At 40.0% G+C, this 25,123-nt stretch carries 15 protein-coding genes; 12 read left to right on the plus strand and 3 right to left on the minus strand.

Annotation, left to right across the window (positions count from 1 at the left end):
• Window positions 1-72 precede the first annotated feature (72 nt).
• Window positions 73-1,506 carry a sialate O-acetylesterase gene (locus tag WG954_RS11175; RefSeq protein WP_340436465.1) on the minus strand — a complete coding sequence of 478 codons (1,434 nt, stop codon included), beginning with the start codon at window positions 1,504-1,506 and terminating at the stop codon, window positions 73-75.
• Window positions 1,507-1,649: 143 nt separating this feature from the next.
• Here WG954_RS11175 and WG954_RS11180 point away from each other — a divergent pair, with 143 nt between their 5' ends.
• Complete coding sequence (locus WG954_RS11180; protein WP_340436466.1) at window positions 1,650-2,585, plus strand: AraC family transcriptional regulator; 936 nt, start codon at window positions 1,650-1,652, stop codon at window positions 2,583-2,585.
• Between the two features lie 9 nt (window positions 2,586-2,594).
• On the opposite strand, the gene recN is transcribed toward WG954_RS11180, so the two are convergent.
• Window positions 2,595-4,241: a DNA repair protein RecN gene (recN, locus tag WG954_RS11185; RefSeq protein WP_340436468.1), complete on the minus strand. Its 1,647-nt coding sequence runs from the start codon at window positions 4,239-4,241 to the stop codon at window positions 2,595-2,597.
• Window positions 4,242-4,856: 615 nt separating this feature from the next.
• On the opposite strand from recN, the gene WG954_RS11190 reads away from it, so the two are divergent.
• The 11 genes from WG954_RS11190 to WG954_RS11240 all read left to right on the plus strand — a co-directional run bounded on the left by WG954_RS11190 (window position 4,857) and on the right by WG954_RS11240 (window position 24,206).
• Window positions 4,857-7,763, plus strand: coding sequence for a SusC/RagA family TonB-linked outer membrane protein (locus tag WG954_RS11190; RefSeq protein WP_340436469.1), 2,907 nt, complete (start codon window positions 4,857-4,859; stop codon window positions 7,761-7,763).
• A 29-nt stretch (window positions 7,764-7,792) separates the two neighbouring features.
• Window positions 7,793-9,370 (plus strand): RagB/SusD family nutrient uptake outer membrane protein, encoded by a 1,578-nt coding sequence (locus WG954_RS11195; protein WP_340436470.1) that lies wholly within the window; start codon window positions 7,793-7,795, stop codon window positions 9,368-9,370.
• A gap of 51 nt (window positions 9,371-9,421) precedes the next feature.
• Complete coding sequence (locus WG954_RS11200; RefSeq protein ID WP_340436472.1) at window positions 9,422-10,108, plus strand: fasciclin domain-containing protein; 687 nt, start codon at window positions 9,422-9,424, stop codon at window positions 10,106-10,108.
• 40 nt (window positions 10,109-10,148) lie between these two features.
• Complete coding sequence (locus WG954_RS11205) at window positions 10,149-11,201, plus strand: DUF5007 domain-containing protein (RefSeq protein ID WP_340436474.1); 1,053 nt, start codon at window positions 10,149-10,151, stop codon at window positions 11,199-11,201.
• A 44-nt stretch (window positions 11,202-11,245) separates the two neighbouring features.
• On the plus strand, window positions 11,246-14,416 hold the full coding sequence (locus WG954_RS11210) for a SusC/RagA family TonB-linked outer membrane protein (protein WP_340436476.1): 3,171 nt from the start codon (window positions 11,246-11,248) through the stop codon (window positions 14,414-14,416).
• 24 nt (window positions 14,417-14,440) lie between these two features.
• Complete coding sequence (locus tag WG954_RS11215) at window positions 14,441-15,997, plus strand: RagB/SusD family nutrient uptake outer membrane protein (protein WP_340436478.1); 1,557 nt, start codon at window positions 14,441-14,443, stop codon at window positions 15,995-15,997.
• 19 nt (window positions 15,998-16,016) lie between these two features.
• A complete protein-coding gene (locus WG954_RS11220; RefSeq protein ID WP_340436481.1) occupies window positions 16,017-16,730 on the plus strand; it encodes a hypothetical protein in 714 nt (237 codons plus the stop codon).
• A gap of 57 nt (window positions 16,731-16,787) precedes the next feature.
• A complete protein-coding gene (locus WG954_RS11225) occupies window positions 16,788-18,455 on the plus strand; it encodes a DUF5008 domain-containing protein (protein WP_340436483.1) in 1,668 nt (555 codons plus the stop codon).
• Window positions 18,456-18,486: 31 nt separating this feature from the next.
• Window positions 18,487-20,247, plus strand: coding sequence for a DUF4983 domain-containing protein (locus WG954_RS11230; protein WP_340436485.1), 1,761 nt, complete (start codon window positions 18,487-18,489; stop codon window positions 20,245-20,247).
• A gap of 47 nt (window positions 20,248-20,294) precedes the next feature.
• Entirely contained in the window at window positions 20,295-22,322 is a 2,028-nt protein-coding gene (locus tag WG954_RS11235; RefSeq protein WP_340436486.1) for a M60 family metallopeptidase, read from the plus strand.
• 123 nt (window positions 22,323-22,445) lie between these two features.
• Entirely contained in the window at window positions 22,446-24,206 is a 1,761-nt protein-coding gene (locus WG954_RS11240) for an alkaline phosphatase family protein (protein ID WP_340436487.1), read from the plus strand.
• Between the two features lie 121 nt (window positions 24,207-24,327).
• Here the strand turns inward: WG954_RS11240 and WG954_RS11245 are convergent, their stop codons facing one another.
• Window positions 24,328-25,080, minus strand: a complete 753-nt coding sequence (locus WG954_RS11245) for a zinc ribbon domain-containing protein (protein WP_182805032.1) — start codon at window positions 25,078-25,080, stop codon at window positions 24,328-24,330.
• Window positions 25,081-25,123 lie beyond the last annotated feature (43 nt).

Raw genomic sequence — 25,123 nt, forward strand, 5'->3', positions numbered from 1 at the left:
TTAATCTGTCAGCTTTCTTTATTCCTCTAATGATTAATAATTTCTGTGTCTCCGTGCCTCTGTGGTTCAATCTCACCAATCATCACTTCTGAAACTGCTCACCGGAAATCCTTCTGTACTAAACAAATCACCCACGACAAAATCTTTAAAGGCATAACGCACCGCAACAGGATCTTTTACATCAGGTGCAGAAACAACAATCGTTCCGCCGCTGATCAATGCTTTTGCGGGACGGAAAACTTTATTAGCACCTGCCACTTCAAACAACGATAATGTTTTACCATAAGCAGTTAAACCATTGGGTGCGCCACTGAATTTAATGGTAACTGTATTCCCACTTACAGTCATAGATTCATAAGCCGGGCTTTCGTAACCAAAACCTTTCAGCCCATAGGTTTTTGCCAATGCCATATACGCCAGGCGTTTGCTGCCGGTTAATTTATCCATGGGGTGAATGCCAAACTCTTCGCCAATATCCATCAACACAGCCATGCCACTGTTCGGAATTTTTGCTAATGCTTTACGTTGTGCATCCCGTAAATAAGCAGAATTATTATTTACCACATTTACTGCAGCATAATTATTATAGTTATAGGGTGCTATCTGGCAATAGTAAAAAGGGAAATCGCCTAGTCCACTCTCTTCACGAATTTGTTTTACAAATGCGGGGAACAATGTTTCGTATTGTTCCGGACGATCATTATTGCTTTCGCCCTGGTACCAAAGACAACCTTTAATGTTATAACCAAGAAAAGCTTTCAGCATACCATTATATAAAACAGTTGGCGTACGGTTGTTTAATCTGGCTGTATCTGTAGGTGAAGGAACTTTTAATTCCGGAAATTGTTTTAATGTTTCGGCATCCATAAACGCTTCAACCGGTGATCCGCCATAGCTGATGTTGACCAAGCCAATTGGCACTTTTAATTTTTCATAAAGCATCTTTCCAAAATAATAAGCAGTCGCACTGAAGTTGTTCACCGCTTCAGGTTCTGCCAATTTCCAGGGAGAAGCTTTTGTTGTATCCTGTGGAGTGCGTTGTACCGAGCGGGGTACAGTATACAAACGAATCTGATCATTTGCTGAATTAAAAACAGCATCATTAGCTCCGAGTATCGGCTGATCTCTGAAACCTTTCATTGGCATTTCCATATTACTCTGTCCGCTGCATAACCACACTTCACCTAGTAATACATTCTTCAATGTAACAGTTTCGCCATCACTGATGGTAATAGTATATGGTCCGCCGGCCTGGATCGTTTTTACTTTTACTTTCCATTTTCCAATGGCATCTGCCTTTGTATTATAGCTGGCTTTATTCCACGAAGTGTTCACTTTTACTGTACTTCCTGCTTTTGCCCAACCCCATATAGCTGCATCGGTTTGTTGCTGTAAAACCATGTTATCGCTAAAGAAATAAGGAAGTTTAATAGTGGCATTAGCGAGGGATTGCAACAATACTATTGCTGCAAAAACAAAGGCAAAACGAAGGATATTTTTTATCATGGCAAATAGAAGATTAAGGAAAACGAATATACTGTTTTCGATTCTTTGCCCATCATGCACTTACATGACAATTGTGAGCTTTATAAACGGTTGTTGCGGAACCTGTCTTTTTTAGTAATTTCCCTTCCAGTTACAGCTTGCACATGAAGGAGATCAAGGAAAATAAAGAAGGCTCACATAAGAATATCTGGTACGGTCTCGGCCGTCAGCGTATTGAAATACCCAAAACCATTCTAAAGTCGAGGGTGCTGGGTAATTCCCTGCTTAAGCACCTACATGTTTGTTCTATTGGCTATTATCCCAAAGCAAAAGATCATTACACTTATAGGAAGAAAGGCTTGCCTGAAAACTTTTTGTTTTACTGTGTTGATGGGCATGGTTTTTTTCAAATCGGTAAACAGCGACATGAAGTGGGGCCAAATGAATTTTTTATTCTTCCGCAGAATGTGGAGCATTCTTACGGCAGCAGTGCCGATCATCCATGGACCATTTATTGGATCCATTTTGGGGGAGATTCATTGCCGCAGTTTAATGAGGTGCAGGAAGTGCAGAAACATTTCAAACCGGTATATGTAAAAAATAATGGCGACATACTTCCCATCTTCACCAAAATTTATAAAACACTTGAGTTAGGTTACAGTATCGATAACCTGTTGTTTGCAAACATGTGCTTGTCGCATTTTCTTACGTTGTTTGTTTACAACTTGAGACACTATGCAGGTACACATACCGATAAGATCGATTGCGTGGATAGTGCCATCCTCTTTATGCAGGAGCATATCAATAATAATATTTCACTGAACGATTTGAGCAAGCAATACAATTATTCTGTATCGAGATTTTCAAACCTGTTCAAACAAAAAACAGGTTATGCTCCGATTGATTATTTTTTGCAGATGAAAATGCAGAAGGCTTGTCAGCAATTAGATTTCAGTGATCGTTCCATTAAGGACATTGCATTTAGCATGGGCTTTGATGATCCGTATTATTTCTCCAAACGGTTCCGAACCATCATTGGCATGTCGCCCAAGAAATATCGTACAAGAAGGATTGATGAAGCAAAGGCAGATATGCAGTAGGAGATCAGTTTAACCCATCACCATTTCTTTTGCTGTAACCAACGATGAGTCAGTTGGTTTTTCACCGCTCAGCATTTTTGCAACGGCTTCAATTTGCTCTTCTTTACTCAGCAAACGGATCTTTGTTTTGATTACCGATTTTTCTTCCTGTTTGTACACAAAGTAATGAGCGGTTGCTTTTGCAGCAATTTGTGGAAGATGTGTAATGGTGATCACTTGTTGACGATCAGCTAACTCCTTCAATAAAATACCCACTTGTTTGGCAGCTTCACCACTAATGCCCGTGTCAATTTCATCAAACAACATGGTTGATAAAGAAATCTTCTCCGCTACCAGTGATTTAATGCAAAGCATCAATCGACTTAATTCACCACCACTCGCAACTTTACTGATCGGTTCAAAACGGTTACTTTTATTCGCATCAAACAAAAAGTTGATACTGTCTGTGCCATAATGATAAAGTGAAGTTGTTGTAAGTTCAACTTTCAGTCTTGCATTGGGCATACCCACACGACTGAGCAATTCATTTACCTGGCGTGCAAAAGGTTCAATATGTTTTTTGCGCTGTTCATGAATAACAGCAGCTTCTTTATTTAACTGTTGCTGTTGTGCCGCTGCTTCTTTTTCTTTTGCTGCAATACTGTTCCCCAAATCAGCAACTGATTGTTGTTGCTGTTGCAGTTGCTCAAGCAAACTCAGTAGCTCATTGGTAGAATGCAGCCCATGTTTTTTCTGTAGCTTATAACCCAGCTCTAAACGTTCATTCAACTGATGTATCCTTGCTTCATCAATACTAATGCTGTTTTGCAAATGATCAAGTTCTGATGCTATATCGCTCAACTCAATTTGTGCCGATTGTAAACGGTCGCTGATGGTTGAAAGATCAGCATGCATGTCTTTATACTGTTGTAAACGTTGTAATACAATTTTCAACTGTTGCACCACAGGCGCTTCACCTTCTTTTAAAAACTGTACCGATTCTGAAAGTACAGTTGCGATATTCTCGGCATTACTTAACAGTTTTAATTCCTGGTCAGCATCTTCCAGTTCATTTTCTTTGAAAGAAGCTTGCTCTAATTCATCCAGTAAAAATTGTCGGTAATCCTGTTCTTTCTGTTGTTGCAGTTGTTGATCTTTTAACTGCTGCAACTCACGCTGCAGTTTTGCATAGCGTACATATTGCTGCCGGTATTGCTCCACACGGGCAGTGTTATCTGCCAATGCATCCAATACTTCACGTTGAAAATCTTCTTCACCCAGTTCCAAAGTATCAAACTGCAAATGAAGATCAACAAGTGCAGAGGTTAGTTCTTTTAGTTGTGTAAGATTAACCGGCGTATCATTAATAAACGCTCTTGATTTTCCATTTGGCGAAATCTCACGACGCAGGATCAACTCTTCCTCTTCATCAATTTCGTTTTGCTGCAACCACTCTTTTATGTGTTGATTTGGATTAGCAAAGAAAGCCTCCACCACGCATTTCTTATCAGCACTTCGGAGTACGGTGCTGTCGGCCCGGTTGCCCAAGACTAATCCTAAAGCGCCTAAAAGAATGGATTTACCGGCACCTGTTTCACCGGTAATAATATTTAACCCCTGTTGAAATTCAACAGTTAATTGATCAATAATGGCAAAGTTTTGTATGGAGAGTTTCATCAGCATATACGTTTCAAAACTAAATGAATTAATGCAAACAGGAATGGCTTGTTTATAGCTTTAAAAACAACCGGTGGCAAGGCAAAAATTCAAGATAAATGCGACAGAGATTGCTGCCTGTCCCACTCGCTTTTCTGCAAAAAGTAGCGGAAAATGTTGTTTTGATTTGAATTCAAAAAAATGAACAACCGTTTGCGCAGAGTTTTCAACCGTTTGCGCAGAGTTTGTACAGTTTGGCGGTTTGGAGAGACAGTATCACAACTCTAAATTTGGTAACAGCATAGAATTAATAGAAACATCATAAATCATTTTTCAGAAATCGTTTGTGATGTATCAAGAAGAAAAAACAATTAACGACGATTGCATCATTTTCAGACGAATTGACAAGAACAGATCCATTTCCTGTAATTAACAGCTATCGTGCAAACACTGTGTATAGTTTACGGCAACTGAAAAGAGTAAATGCGCATTGAGGCTTGGCCGATTTTCGAAAACTGATATAACATGATCTTTTGCATGATGAATGTAAAAGAAAATTAGGATAAAGTAAAAGGAGTGGTTGCCTGTTACACAGGTAATTGTTCAACGGAAATTAATCTAACTAACTGTTTAATTATGAATAAGCGAGTGATTCTGGCTGCAAATGCCCGGAACTGTATACTTACTGTTTTTACTTTCCTTACTTCATTGGGCGCTATGGCCCAAACCGATACAGCTTCTGCTCTAAAAGACTCTATTGTTGTGGTGGTTACCAATGGAGTAAAGCTACAACACGAAGTAAATCATGTGCCGCTTAAATATATTCAGAAGCAACCGGTTCTGTCGCTGCAACAAATGATGAAAGGAAATGCTGCCGGTGTATATGTGCAGGAGCCCAGCGGTGAACCTGGAACTGAACAGAACATTTTTGTACGTGGTATTTCATCACCCCTTTTAAGTAAGCGTGAGTTATTCGATCAGCAGGCTGCTGTATTTCTCAATGGTATTCCACTTGTACAGGATAATCCCTTTGCATATGAAATACAGAAGTACGATTTCAACCGCATTGGCCCTGCTACCAATTTACTTGCTGCTGTTAATCTGGATAACATTGAATCGATTGAAGTAATAAAAGATCCCATTGTGCTTGCAAAGCTGGGGCCAGTTGCAACAAATGGTGCTATCTGGATCACTACAAAGAATGCTCATTCAGGTTACAGAGAAATTTCCATCAACAGTTATTATGGTTTTGCACAAACTCCTTCTGTTACACCTGTAAACGCAGCCTACGAAAATAATTTCCGTAAACCTTTTTACGACCGCTTTGGTACACTGGCCGACAGACTTAATTATCCTCCTTATTTACGTGATTCAACCAACGTGGATTATTACGGCCCTGCAAACTGGATTGATAACTATTATAAAAATACACCGCTGTACAATGTTGATCTGAGTTTAACCGGTGGATCGGAAAGAGCCAACTTCCGTTTTTTTGGTGGAGCCACAAAAAATGCATCAAGTGCTGATGAAACAGCCATCAACCGCTACACAGGTTCGTTCTTCATTAATGCAGCGCCAATTAAGTGGTTAATGGTATCGAGTATGATCACGTATAACCGCATGGAACGTACACGTAACCGTAACATACGTGACCGCTTGGCTGAACAACGTTATAATCCTGATCTAACAAATCCGCTAACGCCTAATAAAAATCTTTACAGTTCTTACCTCAATGAATTTAACAAGGCAATAGATGATAATATTTCAAACGTAATACAGGGATATTTTGCTCTATCAGCCAATCTCAACAAATTCAGTTATAACGGGCGCATTGCTTTCGATTATAACGAAGGTATCCGTGATGCATTCTGGCCAACTACATTATTAGAGAAGAACAATTTTGTATCGAATTATTTCGGTTACAATCAACGTGTGGTGATCAGCAACACGGTTTCTTATAAAATAAACGTGAACAAAAGGCAGAAGTTATTGCTTGAAGCCGGACAAAATTTTATGGCCGATACCTACAAGTATGATTATGCATATGCCTACAATGGCCCTAACGATTTCGTAAAAATCAATGTGGTAAATGGTGACCCTAATGCAGCTGATTATCTATTGCCAACTGCTTTCAGGGTGTATTATTTCCCTGGAAAAATGCGTTCGGCATTAGCATCTTTTTCAGGCAATGCTACTTATTCGTTTAATGATGTGTTGAAGTTGCATGCAGTAGTAAGCAGAGATGGTTCATCGAACATGCAACCCGATAACCGCTGGACCACTAATTTCTCAGGTGGTGCAGAATGGGATATCAAAAAACAATTTGAAACAAAACTGAAACGTATCAACGCATTTACTTTAACTGCTTCATGGGCACGTTTGGGTAGATTGTTGAGCGACGACAGGTTTAATGCAGGAGCACAATATCGTGTAGATATGGGTTGGGGTAATGAGCCAACACTTGGTTCTTATGTGGGCATGCCCGGTATTTCAAGACCATATACCAGTGGATGGATCGGCTATGGTATTCCATGGGCTTACAGCGATCAGTTGAATATTGGTTTTCGTTTAACAACACTCAGCAGCCGTTTAAAACTTGCACTTGATATTTATAACAGGGATGATAAGCAAATGTTGCTGCCGGTTCCGGTTCCTGTTGAATGGGGTTATACCAGTGCCTATAAAAATGGTATGCATGTTCGCAACAATGGAGTTGATCTTACGGTAGCTGCTGATCTGTTACCTGCTGAATCAAATACAGTCAGCTGGAATTTCGCACTCAACATTAACTACAATAACAATAAACTCATTGCATTACCCGGCGGTTTGCAGGAAGTGATTATTGGTAATAATAAACTCGAAGTAGGAAAACGTATTGATGCCTTTTGGGTATTGTTAAACAATAGGGCTGGGTCAGCTTATCCGCCATCAGCATTGGCAACGAGCTACAGAGGCGTTCCTTTTACTGCTGGTGATCCACGTTGGGTTGATGTTGTTAATGATGATGTAATTAACGATGATGACAAAGTATTAAAGGGCAATTACATTCCCAAAGTAAGCGGTGGTTTCAGTAACTCTATCGGGTTTAAATCCTTTACACTTGATGCACAGTTTTATTTCGCAATTGGCCGCAAAGTATTAAACCAGTATGCATCATCACGTCTCAATTTTATAAATGTTGAAGCAAGTAACAACATCAACTCAGTAAAAGAAATTACGTTCTGGGAAAAGAAAATGGATCTGTCATCATATCCCATGTACAATCCCTGGAGTGCCGTTGTTCCTTACCGTCTTGAGCAGGATCTGTTTCTCGATGATGCATCATTCCTGAAACTTCGTTCGCTTTCACTCAGCTATAATTTGAAAACAGGTAAAAAGAAAACATTCACCAGTTGTGTGTTTTATGTAACAGGCACAAACCTGTTAACACTTACGCCATTCAAAGGTGATGATCCGGAGCTTGTGAATTACAACGGTATTTATACAGGCTATGGCTTGCCGCTTTCACGCACATTCATTACCGGTGTTAGAGTAGGATTATAAAAAGAAATTATTCAAACTAATCAGGAAACATGAAGAATACGTCAGTAACAAGAAACAAGGTGATAAGCATTGGAAAAAAACTGGTGCTTGCAACAGGGTTGGTGCTTTTCATGGGAGCTTGTAATAAACAACTGGACATTCAATCATCCCGCCAGGCAGATGAAAAAGGGCATTGGGATTCGTATGAAGATGCAAGAAGCGGGCTCATTGGTTTATATGGATTGCTGCGTGCAGCTGTTGCAGATAACAATGCGCATTGGATGTGGGGCGAATTAAGGAACGGCGATTTTCAATCAGTATATCGTCCCGATCTGAAAGCGGTGATCGAAGGAAACCTCAATGCATCGTTCCCGACAATTGAAGCTGTTACAAACTGGCGTCGTTTTTATGCAGTTATCAATGCAAGCAATTTGTTTATTGAACGTGTTGCAGGTTGTAAAGCCGATCAACGTTATACGGAATCGTATTATAAGCTTGATGTGGCTCAGGCAAGAGCCATCCGTGCATTCACTTATTTCTATATGGCAAGGATATGGGGTGATGTTCCGCTCATCATCAATACAAAAGAAGGAAGCTTCGATGAACTGCCACGCACAAGTCAGGCCACAGTTCTTTCTTTTGCAGAGCAGGAACTGATTGCTGTTGCACCTAATCTTCCTTTCCTGTATTCAGGTATTGATCCTGCACAGATATTTCCCAATAATTATTACGGCTATAATTCTTCACAATGGTTAAATGCACCTATAACAAGATTGGCTGCATATGCAATGCTGGCACATATTGCTGCATGGCAGGGCCGTTATATTGATGTAGCAGTTTACACAGAGTTTGTGGTGAACAATGCAACAAAAAGTAATCTTTCGCTGGTTACAACTACAAACCTTGTAACAACATTATTTAACAGCGGTGTAAATAATAACTACAACCAGCTTGTTGGTTTCAGCTTTAACCGCAATATGGGTGAAACAACTTCAGAAGGTCATATAGAGCAACTCACATTGGCAACAACAACGCTTTACCCAATGTCGAAACAGTTGCCAGAAATATATGTTTCAAAAGATTCTATTGCTGCAGCATTTCCACGTAGCAACGGTGGTACCGATCAACGCTTTGGTGTTGATCCTGCTTCTGTACAGCAAACAATTTATACCAATTACTTTGAAAACTATAGTGCAGCAGTTCCTGTGTTCAAGAAGATAAGAGTGGTGGATGGTAACGTGGGTAACGCAGGACAGTTTGCTGTATTCAATTCATCCATTGTATTTACACGCCTTGAAGAAATAAAATTATTGCGTGCGGAAGCGTTGGCTGTACTGGGACAAACAGATGCTTCTTACCAGGAGTTAAATGGTATCAGAAGTATCAGGGGGCTTGCATCCATTTCTCCGGCGCCATCAAGAGATATCTTAACAGAAGTGTTTGCAGAAAGAAGAAGAGAGTTAATGGGCGAAGGCTGGAGATGGTACGACCTCGTACGTTTTAACAGGTTAAAACGTACAAATCCTGCTTTTAATGAGCTGATCGATAAGGGTGGAGTTTATTGGCCGATAGCACAGGAAGTATTGAACAGGAATTCAAAGATCACGCAAAACAGTTATTGGCAATAACCGGTTGTTTAAGCAAAAGAAACTTTTTCAATAAAAGTAAAAACGCACAGAATGAGTTTTATCAGAAAAAATTATTTGTTGATCGCTGCGGGTTTGTTGATAGTGATAGCACTAACCAGCTGCAGCAAGACCGACAAAACCTATTACGATTATAATAACACGGCTGGCACCTTCAAAGGTACAACGTATGAATACCTTACTGCGCAAACAGGTTTGTATGATTCGCTCCTGTTTGTTGCAAACCGCTTAACAGGTTTATCTGATGCGTTAAAGAGCGGCAACATAACCTTGTTTGCAGCCAACAACAGAAGTTTTGAACTGGCGTTGTTCAATATAAACCAGGCACGTAAAGATTCTATTCCTGCAATGGCACAGGTATCTCTGGCTACAATTGATTCTGCTTTGCTTGATACGTTTGTTTGCCGTTATATTATTCCGGGATTGCAACATACTGATAGTTTAAAAGGATTTACAGATGGCAAACTGTATGCATCGTATCGCTACGATTACAACATGCAGTTGCAGTATGTGGCTACCAACGCATCGGGTTATTTAGGTGGCGGCCCCAAGGCCATTACATTCAGCGATCCACGTAATTCCATTTTCACACGTAATTGGATACGAGTAAATACAATCACGGTTGATATTAAAACATCAAACGGTATGCTGCATCTGTTACCTGCAGGTCACGACTTTGGATTTGGTAACGATTTTATTAAACGGGTTAATAAACGATAGGTTTTATCAACTCTCATTTTCTTATAAACAGAAGATAAAGATGAACACAAGCTTAAAAAATATAGGACATAGCCGCCGTTATTACCTTGTTGCAGTTGCAGTATTGCTGGCTGTAAGTGCCTGCAAAAAATACCTGCCGAAAGAAAGGGAAACGGTTGGTGCCGATTCGCAATACACCATTGATACTTATCAACCGGTTTTAGGCCGCACCACTTTCTTTACTGATAATTTTTACCAAGGCAGTACAACCTATCCGTCTGATTTTAAGATCGTGAACCCACGGAGAAGAAATGGTGATCCTGCACCGGAACTCACAGATGTATTTCCTGTGATGGTTTGGAAACAGGCATACGATGGTACAGAAAAGTCAGTTGCAGAGATTGAAACAAAACGTGAAAAGCAATACCGTCCGTTATTTGAAATAGGACCACACTCAGGTGCATTCACAATGTGGACTGAAGCAAAATCAGCATTTATCAGATCACAACCCGATTCAGGTTATTTATTTGATGTGGAGCTTTCAAACTCCGGTGGTCGCAGATTTTACCGCAACCTGAAGCTGATGCCATTGAAAGAACGTCCGTATGAACCATCTAACTACAATGCATCAACAGGTCAGCCAACAACAAACGGAGTATATGCTTCTGCTATAATTAATATAAAGGGAGCCAATACAAACCGCTATCTCTCGTACAACGATATTGATGTGTACATACGCAAAATTGTAAAAGTTGGAGTTCCATCAACCAATACATTAACCTTCCGCTTCCTGGATACATTATATAATCCAATTGATCCTGCAAAGTTTGCAGAAACTGATTGGAACAATCTTGTTCATGGGTTTGAGAAAGTGATGACAGCGACAGGTGTTACTTATAAAATGGTTTATCCGATTCCTGCTGTTGAAATACCTACACGCTTTACATCATCTGACGGGCGCCGTGCCAGAGTACGTTTCGGTTACTCACGTCTTGGTTATAATGGTTCAAGAGAAGATGCATTGCTAGGCCTTGACTTTGCTATTTATGAACCCGGTGATTGGGAGATAGTGTTTGCGTTCAAAAACGATAATCCAAAATTTACCAACGATTAACACTGGCACACATGTTTAGTATAAAAACACAAAAACTAATTGCAATGAGATTGTCACCCTGTATCGTCATACTGGCTTTCACCCTTCTTTTTTCTGTGCATGCCAATGCACAAAATAAGATAACAGTGAAAGGTGTTGTTAAAGATAATGCACAGCAAACTGCTATGCAGGGTGTAACGGTATCAACCGCCAAGCCTTCTAAAACCATTGCAACTACCGATGCAAACGGTGCATTTACGGTTACCATTGATGCGGGAACTGAACTTGTGTTTACACACTCCGGATACGCTGCTATGCGTAAAACATTTCTTTCAAGTAACTCATCTGTAACAATATCACTTTCTGTTAAGGATAATACCATGCAGGAAGTAGTGATACAGGGGTTCCGTCAAAAAACAAAAGAAACAGCAACAGGTTCAAGCACTGTTGTAAGTGGTAAAGCATTGCAGGATGTGCCTGTATCAAACGTGGTTGAACTGTTACAGGGTAAAGTGGCAGGATTAAACGTACAGAATAACTCAGGTTCACCCGGCGGTATGGGCACCATTAACTTACGTGGTATATCAAGCATCAATATCAGCAGTGATGGTTTCTTAACACCAACATCACCTTTATTTGTGATCGATGGTGTGCCCGTTGATGTAAATACAAATTATGAATATGGATTTCAAAGTGGTGGTGCTGGTATCAATCCACTAGCCTTAATACCACCTGAAGATATTGAGCAGATGGAAGTGTTGCGTGATGCAGCAGCAACGTCGGTTTATGGAGCAAGAGCTGCCTATGGTGTTATCATTGTTACTACAAGAAGAGGTAAATCAAAAGTACCCATTGTACAGTACTCATCTAACTTCTTTGTAAAAGCACCACCACGTTTGCGTGAAGTACTTGGTGGTAAGGAAGAACGTTTGTTTCGCATACGTACCATTCTTGATTATGATACTTCTGCTGCAGCAGCACAGGCGCTGATCAATCAAACCCCGTTTTTATCCGATAGTCTTAATCCTTACTACAACAACTCAACAAACTGGCAGGATTATTTTTACCGTACAACATATAATCAGCAGCATAACGTAAGTATCCGTGGTGGTGATGACAGGTTTAATTATAAAACCAATCTTAACTATTACCAGGAAAATGGTATTGTGCAGAACACGGGCTTTAAACGTTATTCGCTTAGTATGAATGCACAGTATGCGCCTACCAATCAATTGCGGATGCTAGTAAGTCTTTCAAGTTCACTTGGCCAAAAACAAAACGGCAGTGGTGTTGGTTTAATACAAACAGGTGTGGCAAGTGGCGGATCTTCTTCATCGTTACTGCCTTCACCATCACTGTTCTCTGAAAATAACAGCGCTCTTGCTGCTGCAAGAGTTACCAATAATAACAAGACAGCGAATATTTCTTCCAGCCTCGATCTTTCATATGAGCCATTAAAAGGTTTACGTATTGGTAACCTTCTTAGTTACAATTTTAATTCAGGTACAGCCGATCGGTTTACCCCTTCGTTTCTCAGTAACGGCTCTTCAGAATCGTACAGTTATAATGACAGGACGTACACGTTATACAACCGTTCTAATATCAATTTCACAAAAACATTATACAACCTGCATAATTTTAATGCGTTTGTTTTTAATGAGATCAATTCTTACGGTTATCGTGCAAACGCTGTTCGTTTAGATCGTACTGCAAATGATCAGATAACAGGTCCTATAGGTTATGGATGGGGAAGTTCACGTGGCGGTACAATGAATAATATCAGGGAAACAAGACAACATGGTTATGGCGGTTCTGTTTCATACAACTTCGATCGTAAGTATGTAATTGATTTCAATATCCGTTTTGATGGATTATCAACCACCGGTTCAAAACAACCGTATTCACAAAATCCTTCTGTGAGTGCGAGATGGAATTTTAACCGTGAAAAATGGCTGGAGAAAATTACGTGGTTAAGTTACGGATCTGCCAGAGCATCATGGGGACGTAACATTAAACCTACCGGAACTATATTTGATACATATGGTCGCTACATTGTTGGTTTGCCTTACAACAATAACCCAACTGTAACGATTGATTATGCAACAATTCCGAATGAGAACTTCCTCCCTGAAACACAAACATCAACAAATGCAGGTATTGAATTAGGGTTATTCAACAATGCGTTGCAGCTTACATACGAATCCTATTACAGGTCGATCGATAACCAGATCATGAAAATCAAACTGGCCAACACCAGTGGGTTTGCCGAATTGCAAACAAATGCAGTTAGTCTCGTGAACTATGGTATGGAATGGTCTGCTACAGTACGAATGTTTAAACAAAGCAAGCCATTCCAATGGACGCTCTCTGTAAACGGTGCATTTAACCGTGAAATACTCACCAAGCTTCCTGATAATCTTCGCCAATTGCGGCAGGAAGTAAAAGATAACGGAAGCGATGTTCCGGTTATTTACAGGATAGGACGTAACGCTATATCAAACCTCATTTATCATACGCAGGGTGTTTATGCCGGCACGTCGGATGTGCCGGTGAATATTGCAACAGGAAGACGTCAACAGTTGGGTTCAGGTACAGGTTATTATTTCCAGGGAGGTGATCCACGTTGGACCGATGTGAACGGTGATTACATCATTGATGAAAAAGATCTGTTGCCCATTGGTAATCCTATACCAAAAGTGAATGGCGGTATTCTTTCGCAAATGCAGTTCAGAAACTTCCAGTTAAACATTAATGCATCATACACACTGTTTCGTGATCTGTTGAATGCTTCATTGTCGAGAACAATGCAAAACTTTGGTAACCCTGCTTCAATTGGTGTGGCACCGGGAGCATTGGTTCCTATTGATCAATACAATTACTGGAAACCATCTCCATCAGATAAAGGAAGCGGTACTGTAAATGCGCAATATCCAAATCCTTTCGATTTCAGAAGAGCAGGTGTAATGCAACCGTTCCGTAGTAACCAAACCTTGTTCCTTGAAGATGGTTCTTACTGGAAAATAAACAACATCGTATTGGCTTACAACCTCGATAGAAAACTCATCAGCAGATTTAAGATGACCTCATGCAGACTTACGTTAACTGCCAATAATGTATTTACATTTTCAAATTACAGCGGCCCCGATCCTGAATTGGTTACACAGTTAGGAAGAGATAATTCCGGCGGTTATCCTAATGCACGGAGCTATGCAGTTGGTGTAAATGTTCAGTTTTAATTGTAAAAGAAAAACAAAAATCAGATGAAACGTATTATCAGCATACTTGCAATTACCACATTACTTCTGTTTGGCAGTGGTTGCAAAAAATATTTAAGTCTTGATCCGCCCAATGCACTTTCAGGAAATAATTTCTGGAAAACAAGAACCGACCTGGAGAACTATACCAATGGTATGTATGAGTTGTTGCGCAAATCTGTTGCAAGACTTGATATGAAAGCAGATGCAAGTTCATTCAACTTTCCCTTCTTTGCTTTTTCAGGCGACCTGAGAGGTGGTATGGCAAAAGAGAATACGGAGATCGGTTGGGGACGTACGTATGTCGCCAACTTATCAAACAATAATATCAAGGCACTTTTTGTTGATGCGCCAAGTGGTGGTAATAACTGGTATCGTGTGTTTAACATGATCCGTTTCAGCCAGTGGGATAATTTTTATAAAGTGATCGCTGCGGCTAATATTGCTGTTGATCGTGTTGATGGTGTGCCCGATCCTTCATTAACAGACGCAGATAAAAAGCAATACAAGGCAGAAGCCATCTTTATCCGCAACATGGCTTATTTCCTGATGGTACGTCAGTGGGGTGATGTTGCTTATTATACAGATGCCTACCATAGTGCGCCATTGAAACGTATGCCAATGGTAGAGGTATTAAAAAATTGCCGTGCAGATATGATGGCAGTGAAAGATGATCTTCCCTGGACGTATAAAGATCCTGTGTTTGTTGCTGTGCGTGGAATGAGAGGATCGGCTATTGCATTATTAATGCATATCAACATGTGGCTTGCTGCTTTTGATACAGGTAATGAAAAAGGATATTATGAAGCAGTAGATGCATTGGGTGATGAATTGTATAACGAAAACGGTGGAGCCTACGCACTACTTCCATTGGAACGCAATGGTGAAATTTTTAAAGGCCGTTCAAAAGAAGGTTTGTTTGAAGTGCCGCAGAATGCCAACTATGGTGAATCGTTTGGCTGGTCTTACTACTATGATCTTGTTTACTATAACCGTCTTGCTCCCGATCCTACACATCCTTATATCAGTTACGATACAAAATTCATGGAAACGATTTACCCCGTAGGACAGGCTGATAAAAGAACTGATTATTGGTTTGATGTATCAACCATGTACAGCGGTAACCGGAGTTTTAAAATGCTGAAGTTTTTTGTGAACCGTGATCCTAATTCTGTTGATGGTACTTCGTTTGATGCAAGCCAGATCATTTTCCGCTATACGGATGCTATACTGTTACATGCAGAAGCATTAGCAAATCTTGGTAACGATGTAAAGGCAAAAGAGAAAGTGAATATTGTACGTGACAGAGCTGCGGCTGCTCCTTTAACAAGCGCAGGCGCTGAATTAAAAACAGATATTTTTTATGAGCGCTGCAGGGAATTATTGGGTGAAGGGCATTATTGGTTTGATGTGGTACGGACAAAACGCATTATCGATCCTTCATACAAGTTCGGTTACCATTGCACGGTAGAGCAATTTAAAGCAGGTGCATGGACATGGCCTATTCATCAATCAGCATTGGTGAATAATCCGGGCATGACATTAAACACTTACTGGCAATAACAAACAAAAAATTAAGCAGATGAATTATATGAATCGATCCATCATCATCGCTTTTCTCATAACAACCATCTCCTTTGGTTGTCAGAAAAAAGATTACTTCACCGATACGGGGAGGCATACACCCAATTACCAGGGCACTGTACTTGATTACTTAAAATCAAAACCGCAGATGTGGGATTCGCTGTTGAAAGTGATCCGCATTGCAGGTATGGAGGATGTGTTCAAAAATGAAAAGATCACCTTCTATGCACCTGCCGATTCATGCATTACACTCTCGATGCGTGTTTTAAATCTGTACCTGGATGCAAAGGGAAAGCCACGTGTCACAAGGCTTGATCAAATTAAGCCGGAGGTATGGAAAAAGCAATTGTGCCGTTACCTGTTTAAAGATGCCCGTTCAATGAACGATTATCCGCAGCTCGATCCAGGTAATTTATCAGCTTATCCCGGACAGATCTATAGTTCCTATCTCGGCGACATTATGAACATAGGTGTGATCTATAATGATGCAGGTGGTGTAAAGTATGCAGGTTACAGGCAGTTGATGATCTCATTCATCCCATCCGTTTCAGCACCGAGAGATTATAACAGTTGGTTCCCTGCTATTGTGGCTTCTGTAAATGTTGCACCCACAAACGGGTTTGTGCATGTATTGAATTATCAGTATCACTTTTTCGGATTTGGAACAGGCCAGTTTGTTGAAGATGTAATTGACAAAGGCATTATTTACTGAGTATAAAAAGCGTAAGCGTTTTTCATGATAAAGCAAACGATTAAAAATTTTTCAGTAATGACAAGAAAGAACAGACAAATATTCCTGGGAGCAATGAGTTGTTTTTTGGTAGCTGTACTTTTGGGTTCATGCTCAAAACAGAAGGTTGAGCCCGTAGATATTTATCCCGATCCTCCTGCTGTGTTGGTGAAATTCCTGGAAGGTGGCCCTTATCCTGCAATTGGCAGCGAAGGTTCTGTTGTAAAGTTTAATGTAACAGGTTTAAAAGGCAAGGAAGGACAGTTTAAATTCTTTGTTCATCTTACCGAAGCAGAAATAATATCAGTTGAAGAAAATGCAATTACGGTAAAGGTTCCTTTGGGAGCAAGCACAGGTGCAGCAAACGTACTCATTAACGGACAGTATTATTTTGGTCCTACGTTTACCATTAAAGGAAAGCTTTCAATTGATGCTTCTTTTAATACAGATGCGTATGTTTCAAATGGCGAGATCAATGGCATCTTCCTGCGTTCTGATAATACTTCTTATTTCCTATATGGCCGTTTCAGTAATTACCAGAACAGTGCTACTGCAGCTAACCCCATTACAGGTATGGCAATTGTTGATCTCAACTGTGCTTACAAAGCAGTAGCTGATCAAATGAAGGTAGGTAAAACGGGAGTTTCAGGAAGTTTAACCAGTGTAATTCAGCAGCCAGGTGGTCAGTACCTGCTTGCCGGTTCGTTTGGCAGTTACGATACAACAAATGGTATAAATAATATTACCCGTTTAACATCAGCAGGAGTGTTGGAAACACAAATAGTAGATATTATTAATCCCGATCCTGTTAATTTCCCAAATGATGGAAAGGCAACTGTTCCTTCTTTAAATGGAGGTACTTCAGGAAGTATTACAAAAATGTTTTTCAATTCATCAAACGGTGATATTACAGTAGTTGGAAATTTCTCAAGCCATGTTAGTACGTTTTATGAACGATCAACGAAGACAGGTCCTTTTGTTGATATTGTAAAAGTTCGCCAGTTGATACGCATGAAATCTACCGGTGAATTTGATTCTTCTTTCAACTTCAACTATGCAACCAAGGAAGGTTATGAAGGTGGCAACGGTTTTATTTATGATGCAGTGCAGCTGAACGATGGTAAGATCATTATTGTTGGAAATTTTACAACATATAATGGAACAGCCACAAACTATATCACCCGCATTAATCCAACTAACGGTTTGGTAGATGCCACGTTTAATCCCGGTGGAGTTGGAGCTGATGGACCCATCAATAAGGTGAGGTATAATGCAACCACCAATAAACTTTTGCTTGTTGGTGATTTCAAAAAATATAACGGTCAGGATGCTAACGGTGTTGTTATGATCAATGCTGATGGTTCAGCTGATACAAATTTCCGTTTTGGAAAAGCAACAGGTGGTATCCCAACATTTGCCGCACAATTGAATAATGGAAAAATTATTGTTGCAGGCAGCTTTAGTCATTACAACTACAATTATATCACCACACCAGATAAGTCTATTGTTCGCCCCGGGTTTATGGTACTTGAAAGCAACGGTGCTTTAGCACTTGGCTATAACAATACAGGTTTATTCAGGGGTACCATTAATGATCTTGTACAGATCGTTATTAACGGAACACCGGGTGTAATTCTCGTTGGTGATTTCGACAGGTTCGATGGTAAAACAGTTGCAGATATTGTAAAGCTTCGCATGGAAAACTAACAGGTTACCTAACAAATTAATTGATAAGATTATGATACGATTAAAATATCTAAATGCTTTATTCCTCGTTGCTGCGGCAGGGTTCATTGCAGCAAGCTGTAATAAATCATTTCCGAATCCACTGGAAGCAAATGCAGGCGGTGGAAATTCTACAACAGTCATTAATCCAAAAACATTGGTAATAGTGGTTGATGGCGCAGTAGGTGTACAGGTACAGGTAGCTAACCCTCCGGTACTTAACAGCCTTGTAGATTATTCCATTTTTTCCTGGGATGCATTGAGTGATTATGATAATGTAGATGTTACAAATACATTAGGCTGGTCGAATTTACTTACTGGTGTAAAGGTGAATAAGCATAATGTTACAGGTTCAGATTTCAGCGGCAATCGTTTTGCAGATTATCCTTCTTTGTTTACACGTCTTAAACAACAACGTACCGGAATGCGAACAGCTGCTTTCTTTTCATCAAACAGTATTGCTGCTGAGCTTGCCGTTGACGCAACAAAAAAGGAATCATTCAATGAAGATGACGCTGCGGTTAAAGAAGCAGTAAAAAGTGAATTAACCACACAAAATCCTGACCTGGTATTGGCGCAATTTCATGATGTTGATAAAGCAGGCGCTTCATCATCTTACACAGCTGGTTCAACAACTTATAAAGATGCGATATTAAGAACCGATGCGTACATCGGTGAAATATTAACAACATTGAGAAGCCGTCCTTCATTCAAATCAGAAAACTGGATGGTGATTATAACTTCAAACAAAGGAAGCAATACAGTTTATAATCCATCGGGCTCATGGTCGGCATTTGAAGATACAAGACACAATACGTTTTTCTTTTGTTTTAATCCTAGGTTTAACAGCAAGGCTTTAAATAAACCCGGCGCATTGATACCTTATACAGGAACTGCCCCGCTGTACAACTTTGCTTCTGCTTCAAATACAAGAGCAAAAGTAACAGGCGGCGGAACACTTTACGACTTAGGAACAGGTGCTGAAATGACTGTGCAATGCAAGGTTAAATTTCCAACGAACAGTGTTAACTATCCTGCATTTCTTTCTAAACGGGCATCATTTACCGCTGGTGTTGTTGGCTGGCTGTTATTTAGAGAAGGTAATTACTGGCAAATCAACTTTTCGCAAACAGGTTTTGGTAACCGCCAGGTTCGTGGCTTTGCAGTTGCCGATAATCAATGGCATACATTAACTGTGGTGGTGCGTAAAGAAGGAACTGCACGGAAAGTTTATACATATACCGATGGAGTACCATACCCGTCAGCTGCAAGCCCGGCTTCGATTGATATTACTGATATGGGTAATCTGAACAGTCCGCAGCCATTAACAATAGGCAACCTTACCGGCGATAATAATACAGGCATTCCCGGTTATTTAATAACGGATATCCGATATTATAATGTGGCATTACCTGCCGCTTATATTGCTAATACTTATTGTACAACAAGCATCGAACCATCAACCCAGTATTATAATAATCTTGTTGGTTTCTGGCCCGGTTTCCCCGTTGTAAATGAAAACGGCGTATTTAAACTGCGTGATCTGAGTTCTTTCGGACGTGACTTCACACTCGAATCTTATTCGCCCGGAAGCTTTAATGATCTTACGACGAATGTTTGTCCTCCTGTTAGTGAACCTGTTTACAAAACAGTTCCTAATTCGGTGGATGTGGCGGTACAAATCTATGCATGGTTTGGTATTACTGTTCCTGCTTCATGGGGATTAGATGGTAAAAACTGGATACCTACCTACAGCGATGTAAGTGGAGGTTGATAAAATAAGAACGATTAATGAAACTAGTTACAATAAAAAGAACAAACATGAATTCTGTTATTCTTGTTAAACGCTTATCGGTTTGCCTGTTGTTTCTGTCAATAGCAACAACTGCCTGCAGAAAAAAATATGCATACAATTTTGAGGATGGTACCCCCGGCAATGGTGCAAATGCAGGAAGTATCACCATCGATACCAGTATTAAAAATGTTGATGCCAGTAAATATGCACAGGCGAGAGTATTTCCCGGTTTGGTTTGCGCATCAGAGCCAAGAACCAAGGTGGATCTTACAATGAATTTAAATTATAACAACGTGCAGGATGAGTTGCGCATTTCTGTTCCGCCAAGCCCGCAATTCAGTACAGGGCTTTATGCTGCACCGGGTGAGTTGGTGATCATTGATGTGCCGCAAAACGAATATTCACTCTCTGTACAAATTGGCGCATGGACAGATAATCTTTCTGTTATACAAAATGCTCCACGTGACCCTGTTATTTTTACACGCAGTCAATTAAATCCCGGAAGAAACTATTTACGGAATTTATATGGAGGACATATTTATATTTTCGCAGGTCGTCCCACTTCAACTCCTGTAAACTTATCGTTTACCAATGTTGTGAAGTCGCCTGATTTTGTATTGGGCATAACAGATAAAAACGAGTGGCAAACACAAATACGTGCTTCCTGTGTACCATGGCTCGAATTAAGAAGTTCGAATATGATCTTTGTGGTACCACGACAATATTGCATTGATCGTCCGTTTGCCGATATACAAAAAGCAATGGAAGATTGGGACGATATTATAAATCTTGATTATTACCAATGGGAAGGATTAAGTGCAAACCCTGCAGAAACGATTGATAAAGCACCGCTTCTCCCATGGAGAGTTGTGCTGGACATTAAACCTGTTGTTGGTTATGGTCACTCTGGTTTTCCAATTGTTGTACAAAATGATTTCAGTTGGTTCGATGGTATAGGCAATGTAAGTGCTATTAATGGCGGTGGTAACTGGGGTGTTTTTCATGAAGTGGGTCACAATAACCAGCAGGGAACTTACTGGAGCTGGAATACATTAGGCGAAACAACCTGTAACTTCTTTGCATTTAAAGTGGCAAACCGTTTAAGTGCAATCACACCATCTGCATGGCCACCAAAACATCCGGCACTCGCTACTGCTGTACCTGCTGCAATTACATGGGCTTCTTCTGCTGTTGGTACAAGAAATTTTGATGGAACAGATGCAGCTATAAATGATCCGTTTGCACGTTTAACACCATTCATCCAGATCATGAGTAAGATTCCTGCAAACTGGGGTTATCCAGGCCAACCTGATGGATGGAGTTTTGTAACAGAACTTTATAAAAAAGCAAGACGTTCAAACAGGATATCATTAACCGATCAGAACAAACGTGATTTTGTGTATGAAACATTGTGTGAATTTACACGCAGAGATATGCGTGCTTTCTTTAAAGCATGGGGTATCACTGTCAGCACCATTTCATTAAACAAGATGGCCGATGTTTATCCGGTATCGTTTCAGGAAATATGGAAGTATAATCCGTTAACCAAATCGGGTGGAGATGGAGAAGCAACAGAAAGGAGAACTATCTGGACTGCAACTGCAAGTTCATGGTCAACAAGTGAGGGTTCAAACGGAACGATTAATAATGCATTTGATGGTTCGTTCACAACTTACTGGCATAGCAACTATGGTACTGGTACAGGACCAACATCACCAACGCACACAATTACCGTGGATATGGGTGTAAAAACAATAGTCAAAGGTTTTTCGGCAGCATTAAGGCAAAGCGGAACAGGGACAGCTACCCGTGTTAAAAATATCAGGGTACAGATAAGTGATGATAATGTGAATTGGACCAATGTAACTTTTGTTGCCGGTGCAAGCACTATTCCAGGTGCGTTTACATTAGTAAACCAGCAAGGCTTGCAAAGTTTTAATCTGACAGCTAATGTTACAACCCGATACTTTAGATATGTTATTACTGCAGCTGCCGATAACGATCCCTCAGGTAATAATTCAGCCTTATCAGAAATCAATATCGTAAGACCTTAAATTTTCTATCAGAAATAAACGACTAATATGAAATGAGCGGTAAAATTTTCGATGTAATATCTATCAGTACTGATGAAAATTTATTGCGAATAACATGTGGCTACAAAAAATAAAAAATTACACATGAAAAAGAACAAACTGCATATTGGATACTTAATTTATTCTGCAGGATTGATGATCATAATACTTGCATCGTGTAAACGTTATGTTGATCCACCACCTTATTTTGAGGAACCTGGCGATACCAGCAAACCTGCATCACGCAGAATTCTGTTTATTGGTATTGATGGCGCAGTGCCTGCTGAATATAAAAAAATGACGCTGCCCGCATTACAGGGTATGCTTGTAAAAAGTAAATATAGCTGGGATGCTGTTTCAGATGAATTGAGTACCGACGCTGCGTCATGGAAAACATTGATGACCGGTGTCTCTTATTCAAGACACAAAATAAAAGACAGCACATTTATTTACACTCAGGGTATTAACGATCCGCAACATGGAGCAATCCCTAATTTTCCATCTGTATTTTCTTACATACTTTCTTCGCCAAGAAATGATATGCGCACAGTTTTCATATCACCCTGGCCAGCTATGGTAGAAAAACTGGTGCCCGAAGTGCAGGATCCTGTTATTGCATTAAATGATTTAGCTGTAAAAGATTCAGCAATAAAAAGAATTAAAAACGGCAACCCGGATTTTATGGTTGTGCATTTTAACTCGGTTGCCATTGCAGGAAAAGCGGGTGGTTTTAATGAAGGTAACAATGATTATAAAAATGCTGCAGTACAGGTTGATGGTTATATTAATGAAATGATGATGGCATTGAAAGCCCGTCCGGGTTATAATAAAAATGAAGAATGGCTGGTTGTAGTTACGAGTACACATGGTGGTGTTGGTAATAACTATGGCGGTTTTTCTCCTCAGGAAACAACTGTGTTTTCAGTTTACTACAACGAAGCGTTTAAACAAACCGAGTTTACAAAACAGGGTTCTTTCGTTAATGTGCAACTTAAAGGAGGACAGGGAGGAGTAAGAGCTGTAATGAGTGATGCATCTGCATACAATCCGGGAACAGGCCCAATGACAATCGAAATGAAAATAAAAGGTAGTCGCAGTGGCGGGTTCCCTTTATTTGTTTCAAAGAAAGGTCCTGCATCGGGTAACATACTTGATTCAGGCGATCCCGGTTTTGCTTATTTCTCTGGCGGTAACAATAACTGGAACTTACAATTACGAGGAGCAAGTGGGAATGTCCGTATTCAACCAGGTCTTCCACAATCTCCTGCTGTAGTTGATAACAGTTGGCATACGCTCACTTTGGTTTTTGTAGATAGCGCTTCTAAACGTTGGGTAAAGCGTTACAGAGATGCTGTAAAAATTGATGAAACAGATATTTCATCGTTTGGCACAATAGTATCGCCTCAGCCGTTGATCCTAGGTTGGAGTCAAGGTAATGCGGGTGACGCACTAACGTCTCATGTTGCATATAATGTGTCTGATATTAAAATATTTGATGTTGGACTTAGCTCAGCTGATGTTGCTGCAAACATTTGTGTTAAAGACATCACGCAACATACTAAATATGCAAACCTTACGGGTTACTGGCCATGCACTGATGGCTTAGGGGGCAGGTTTAAAAACTATGCACCGGGCGCAGTAAATAAAGATTTCATTTTGCAAAGCAGTTTTGAATGGAAGCCGGTGCCTGAGTTCCCATGCAGTTTTTCCAGCGTTGTAGATGCAGGAAAAACAAACCTGTTCTTAACTAACTCAGGTTTTGCAACAACAGTTTTTTATTGGCTAAAATTGAATACGCAGGCAGCGTGGGGTTTAGAAGGAAGTAAATGGCTTGAACCCTATGAGCAGGAGTTTGTAAAATTATAAGTGTCCAAAAGAGTAACAACAAAGCCTTTCTTATGAAAGGCTTTGTTGTTACGTAAACGTTGTTAAACAAAAAAGGAGCAATAAATTTCATTGCTCCTTTTTTTATAAATTCAAAAATCATTTATGGTTCAACTGAATCATTCAAGTCTGCATCCACAAGAATGCGACCACAGTTTTCACACACTATGATCTTTTTGTGTTGTTTAATTTCGCTCTGACGTTGCGGAGGAATGGTATTGAAACAACCACCACAGCTTTCACGCTCAATAGGCACTACCGATAAACCATTGCGGTAACTGTTACGGATACGATCGAAGCTTGCGATCAAACGATCTTCAACAGCTTCTCTTGCACCATTCACCAAAGAACGTAATTGATCTTCTTCTTTTTGCGTATCAGCAACAATCTTATCTAATTCACCTTTCTTGTGTTCAAGGTTTTTTTCTTTTACTGCAATTGCCTTCTTTGCTTTTTCAAGCACTTCACTCTTTTCAATCAACTCTTCATTTGCGTCTCTGATATGCTTTTCAGAAAGTTTGATCTCAAGACCCTGCATCTCAATTTCTTTATTGATGGCTTCAAACTCACGGTTATTCTTTACGTTCTCACTTTGCTTTTCGTATTTAACAAGCAACGCCTGCGATTCAAGGATCGCATCTTTTTTACTCTGAATGAATTCCTGGATACCGTTGATCTCTTCTTCAATGCGGTTCTTACGTGCATTCAAACCTTCAATTTCATCTTCAAGGTCTTTTACTTCCATCGGTAATTCACCTTTCAGGATCTGGATCTCATCCAGTTTGCTTTCGATCTTTTGCACACGAATGAGTGCCTTCAGTTTTTCTTCTACAGAATACTCTTTTGTAGTAGCCATATTTGTGTTTGAAGTTTTTTGTTTTTGGTACCGGCGGTAAGGC

Origin of the sequence: Lacibacter sp. H375, from assembly GCF_037892425.1 — a bacterium.
In the GTDB taxonomy this organism is placed as follows: Bacteria; Bacteroidota; Bacteroidia; order Chitinophagales; family Chitinophagaceae; genus Lacibacter.

Coding starts and splice junctions, on each gene's coding strand:
- WG954_RS11230 (WP_340436485.1), top strand. CDS start 18,487: ATGATACGATTAAAATATCTAAATGCTTTATTCCTCGTTGCTGCGGCA.
- WG954_RS11220 (WP_340436481.1), top strand. CDS start 16,017: ATGAATTATATGAATCGATCCATCATCATCGCTTTTCTCATAACAACC.
- WG954_RS11200 (WP_340436472.1), top strand. CDS start 9,422: ATGAGTTTTATCAGAAAAAATTATTTGTTGATCGCTGCGGGTTTGTTG.
- WG954_RS11210 (WP_340436476.1), top strand. CDS start 11,246: ATGAGATTGTCACCCTGTATCGTCATACTGGCTTTCACCCTTCTTTTT.
- WG954_RS11190 (WP_340436469.1), top strand. CDS start 4,857: ATGAATAAGCGAGTGATTCTGGCTGCAAATGCCCGGAACTGTATACTT.
- WG954_RS11240 (WP_340436487.1), top strand. CDS start 22,446: ATGAAAAAGAACAAACTGCATATTGGATACTTAATTTATTCTGCAGGA.
- WG954_RS11225 (WP_340436483.1), top strand. CDS start 16,788: ATGACAAGAAAGAACAGACAAATATTCCTGGGAGCAATGAGTTGTTTT.
- WG954_RS11180 (WP_340436466.1), top strand. CDS start 1,650: ATGAAGGAGATCAAGGAAAATAAAGAAGGCTCACATAAGAATATCTGG.
- WG954_RS11195 (WP_340436470.1), top strand. CDS start 7,793: ATGAAGAATACGTCAGTAACAAGAAACAAGGTGATAAGCATTGGAAAA.
- WG954_RS11235 (WP_340436486.1), top strand. CDS start 20,295: ATGAATTCTGTTATTCTTGTTAAACGCTTATCGGTTTGCCTGTTGTTT.
- WG954_RS11205 (WP_340436474.1), top strand. CDS start 10,149: ATGAACACAAGCTTAAAAAATATAGGACATAGCCGCCGTTATTACCTT.
- WG954_RS11215 (WP_340436478.1), top strand. CDS start 14,441: ATGAAACGTATTATCAGCATACTTGCAATTACCACATTACTTCTGTTT.
- WG954_RS11245 (WP_182805032.1), bottom strand. CDS start 25,080: ATGGCTACTACAAAAGAGTATTCTGTAGAAGAAAAACTGAAGGCACTC.
- recN (WP_340436468.1), bottom strand. CDS start 4,241: ATGAAACTCTCCATACAAAACTTTGCCATTATTGATCAATTAACTGTT.
- WG954_RS11175 (WP_340436465.1), bottom strand. CDS start 1,506: ATGATAAAAAATATCCTTCGTTTTGCCTTTGTTTTTGCAGCAATAGTA.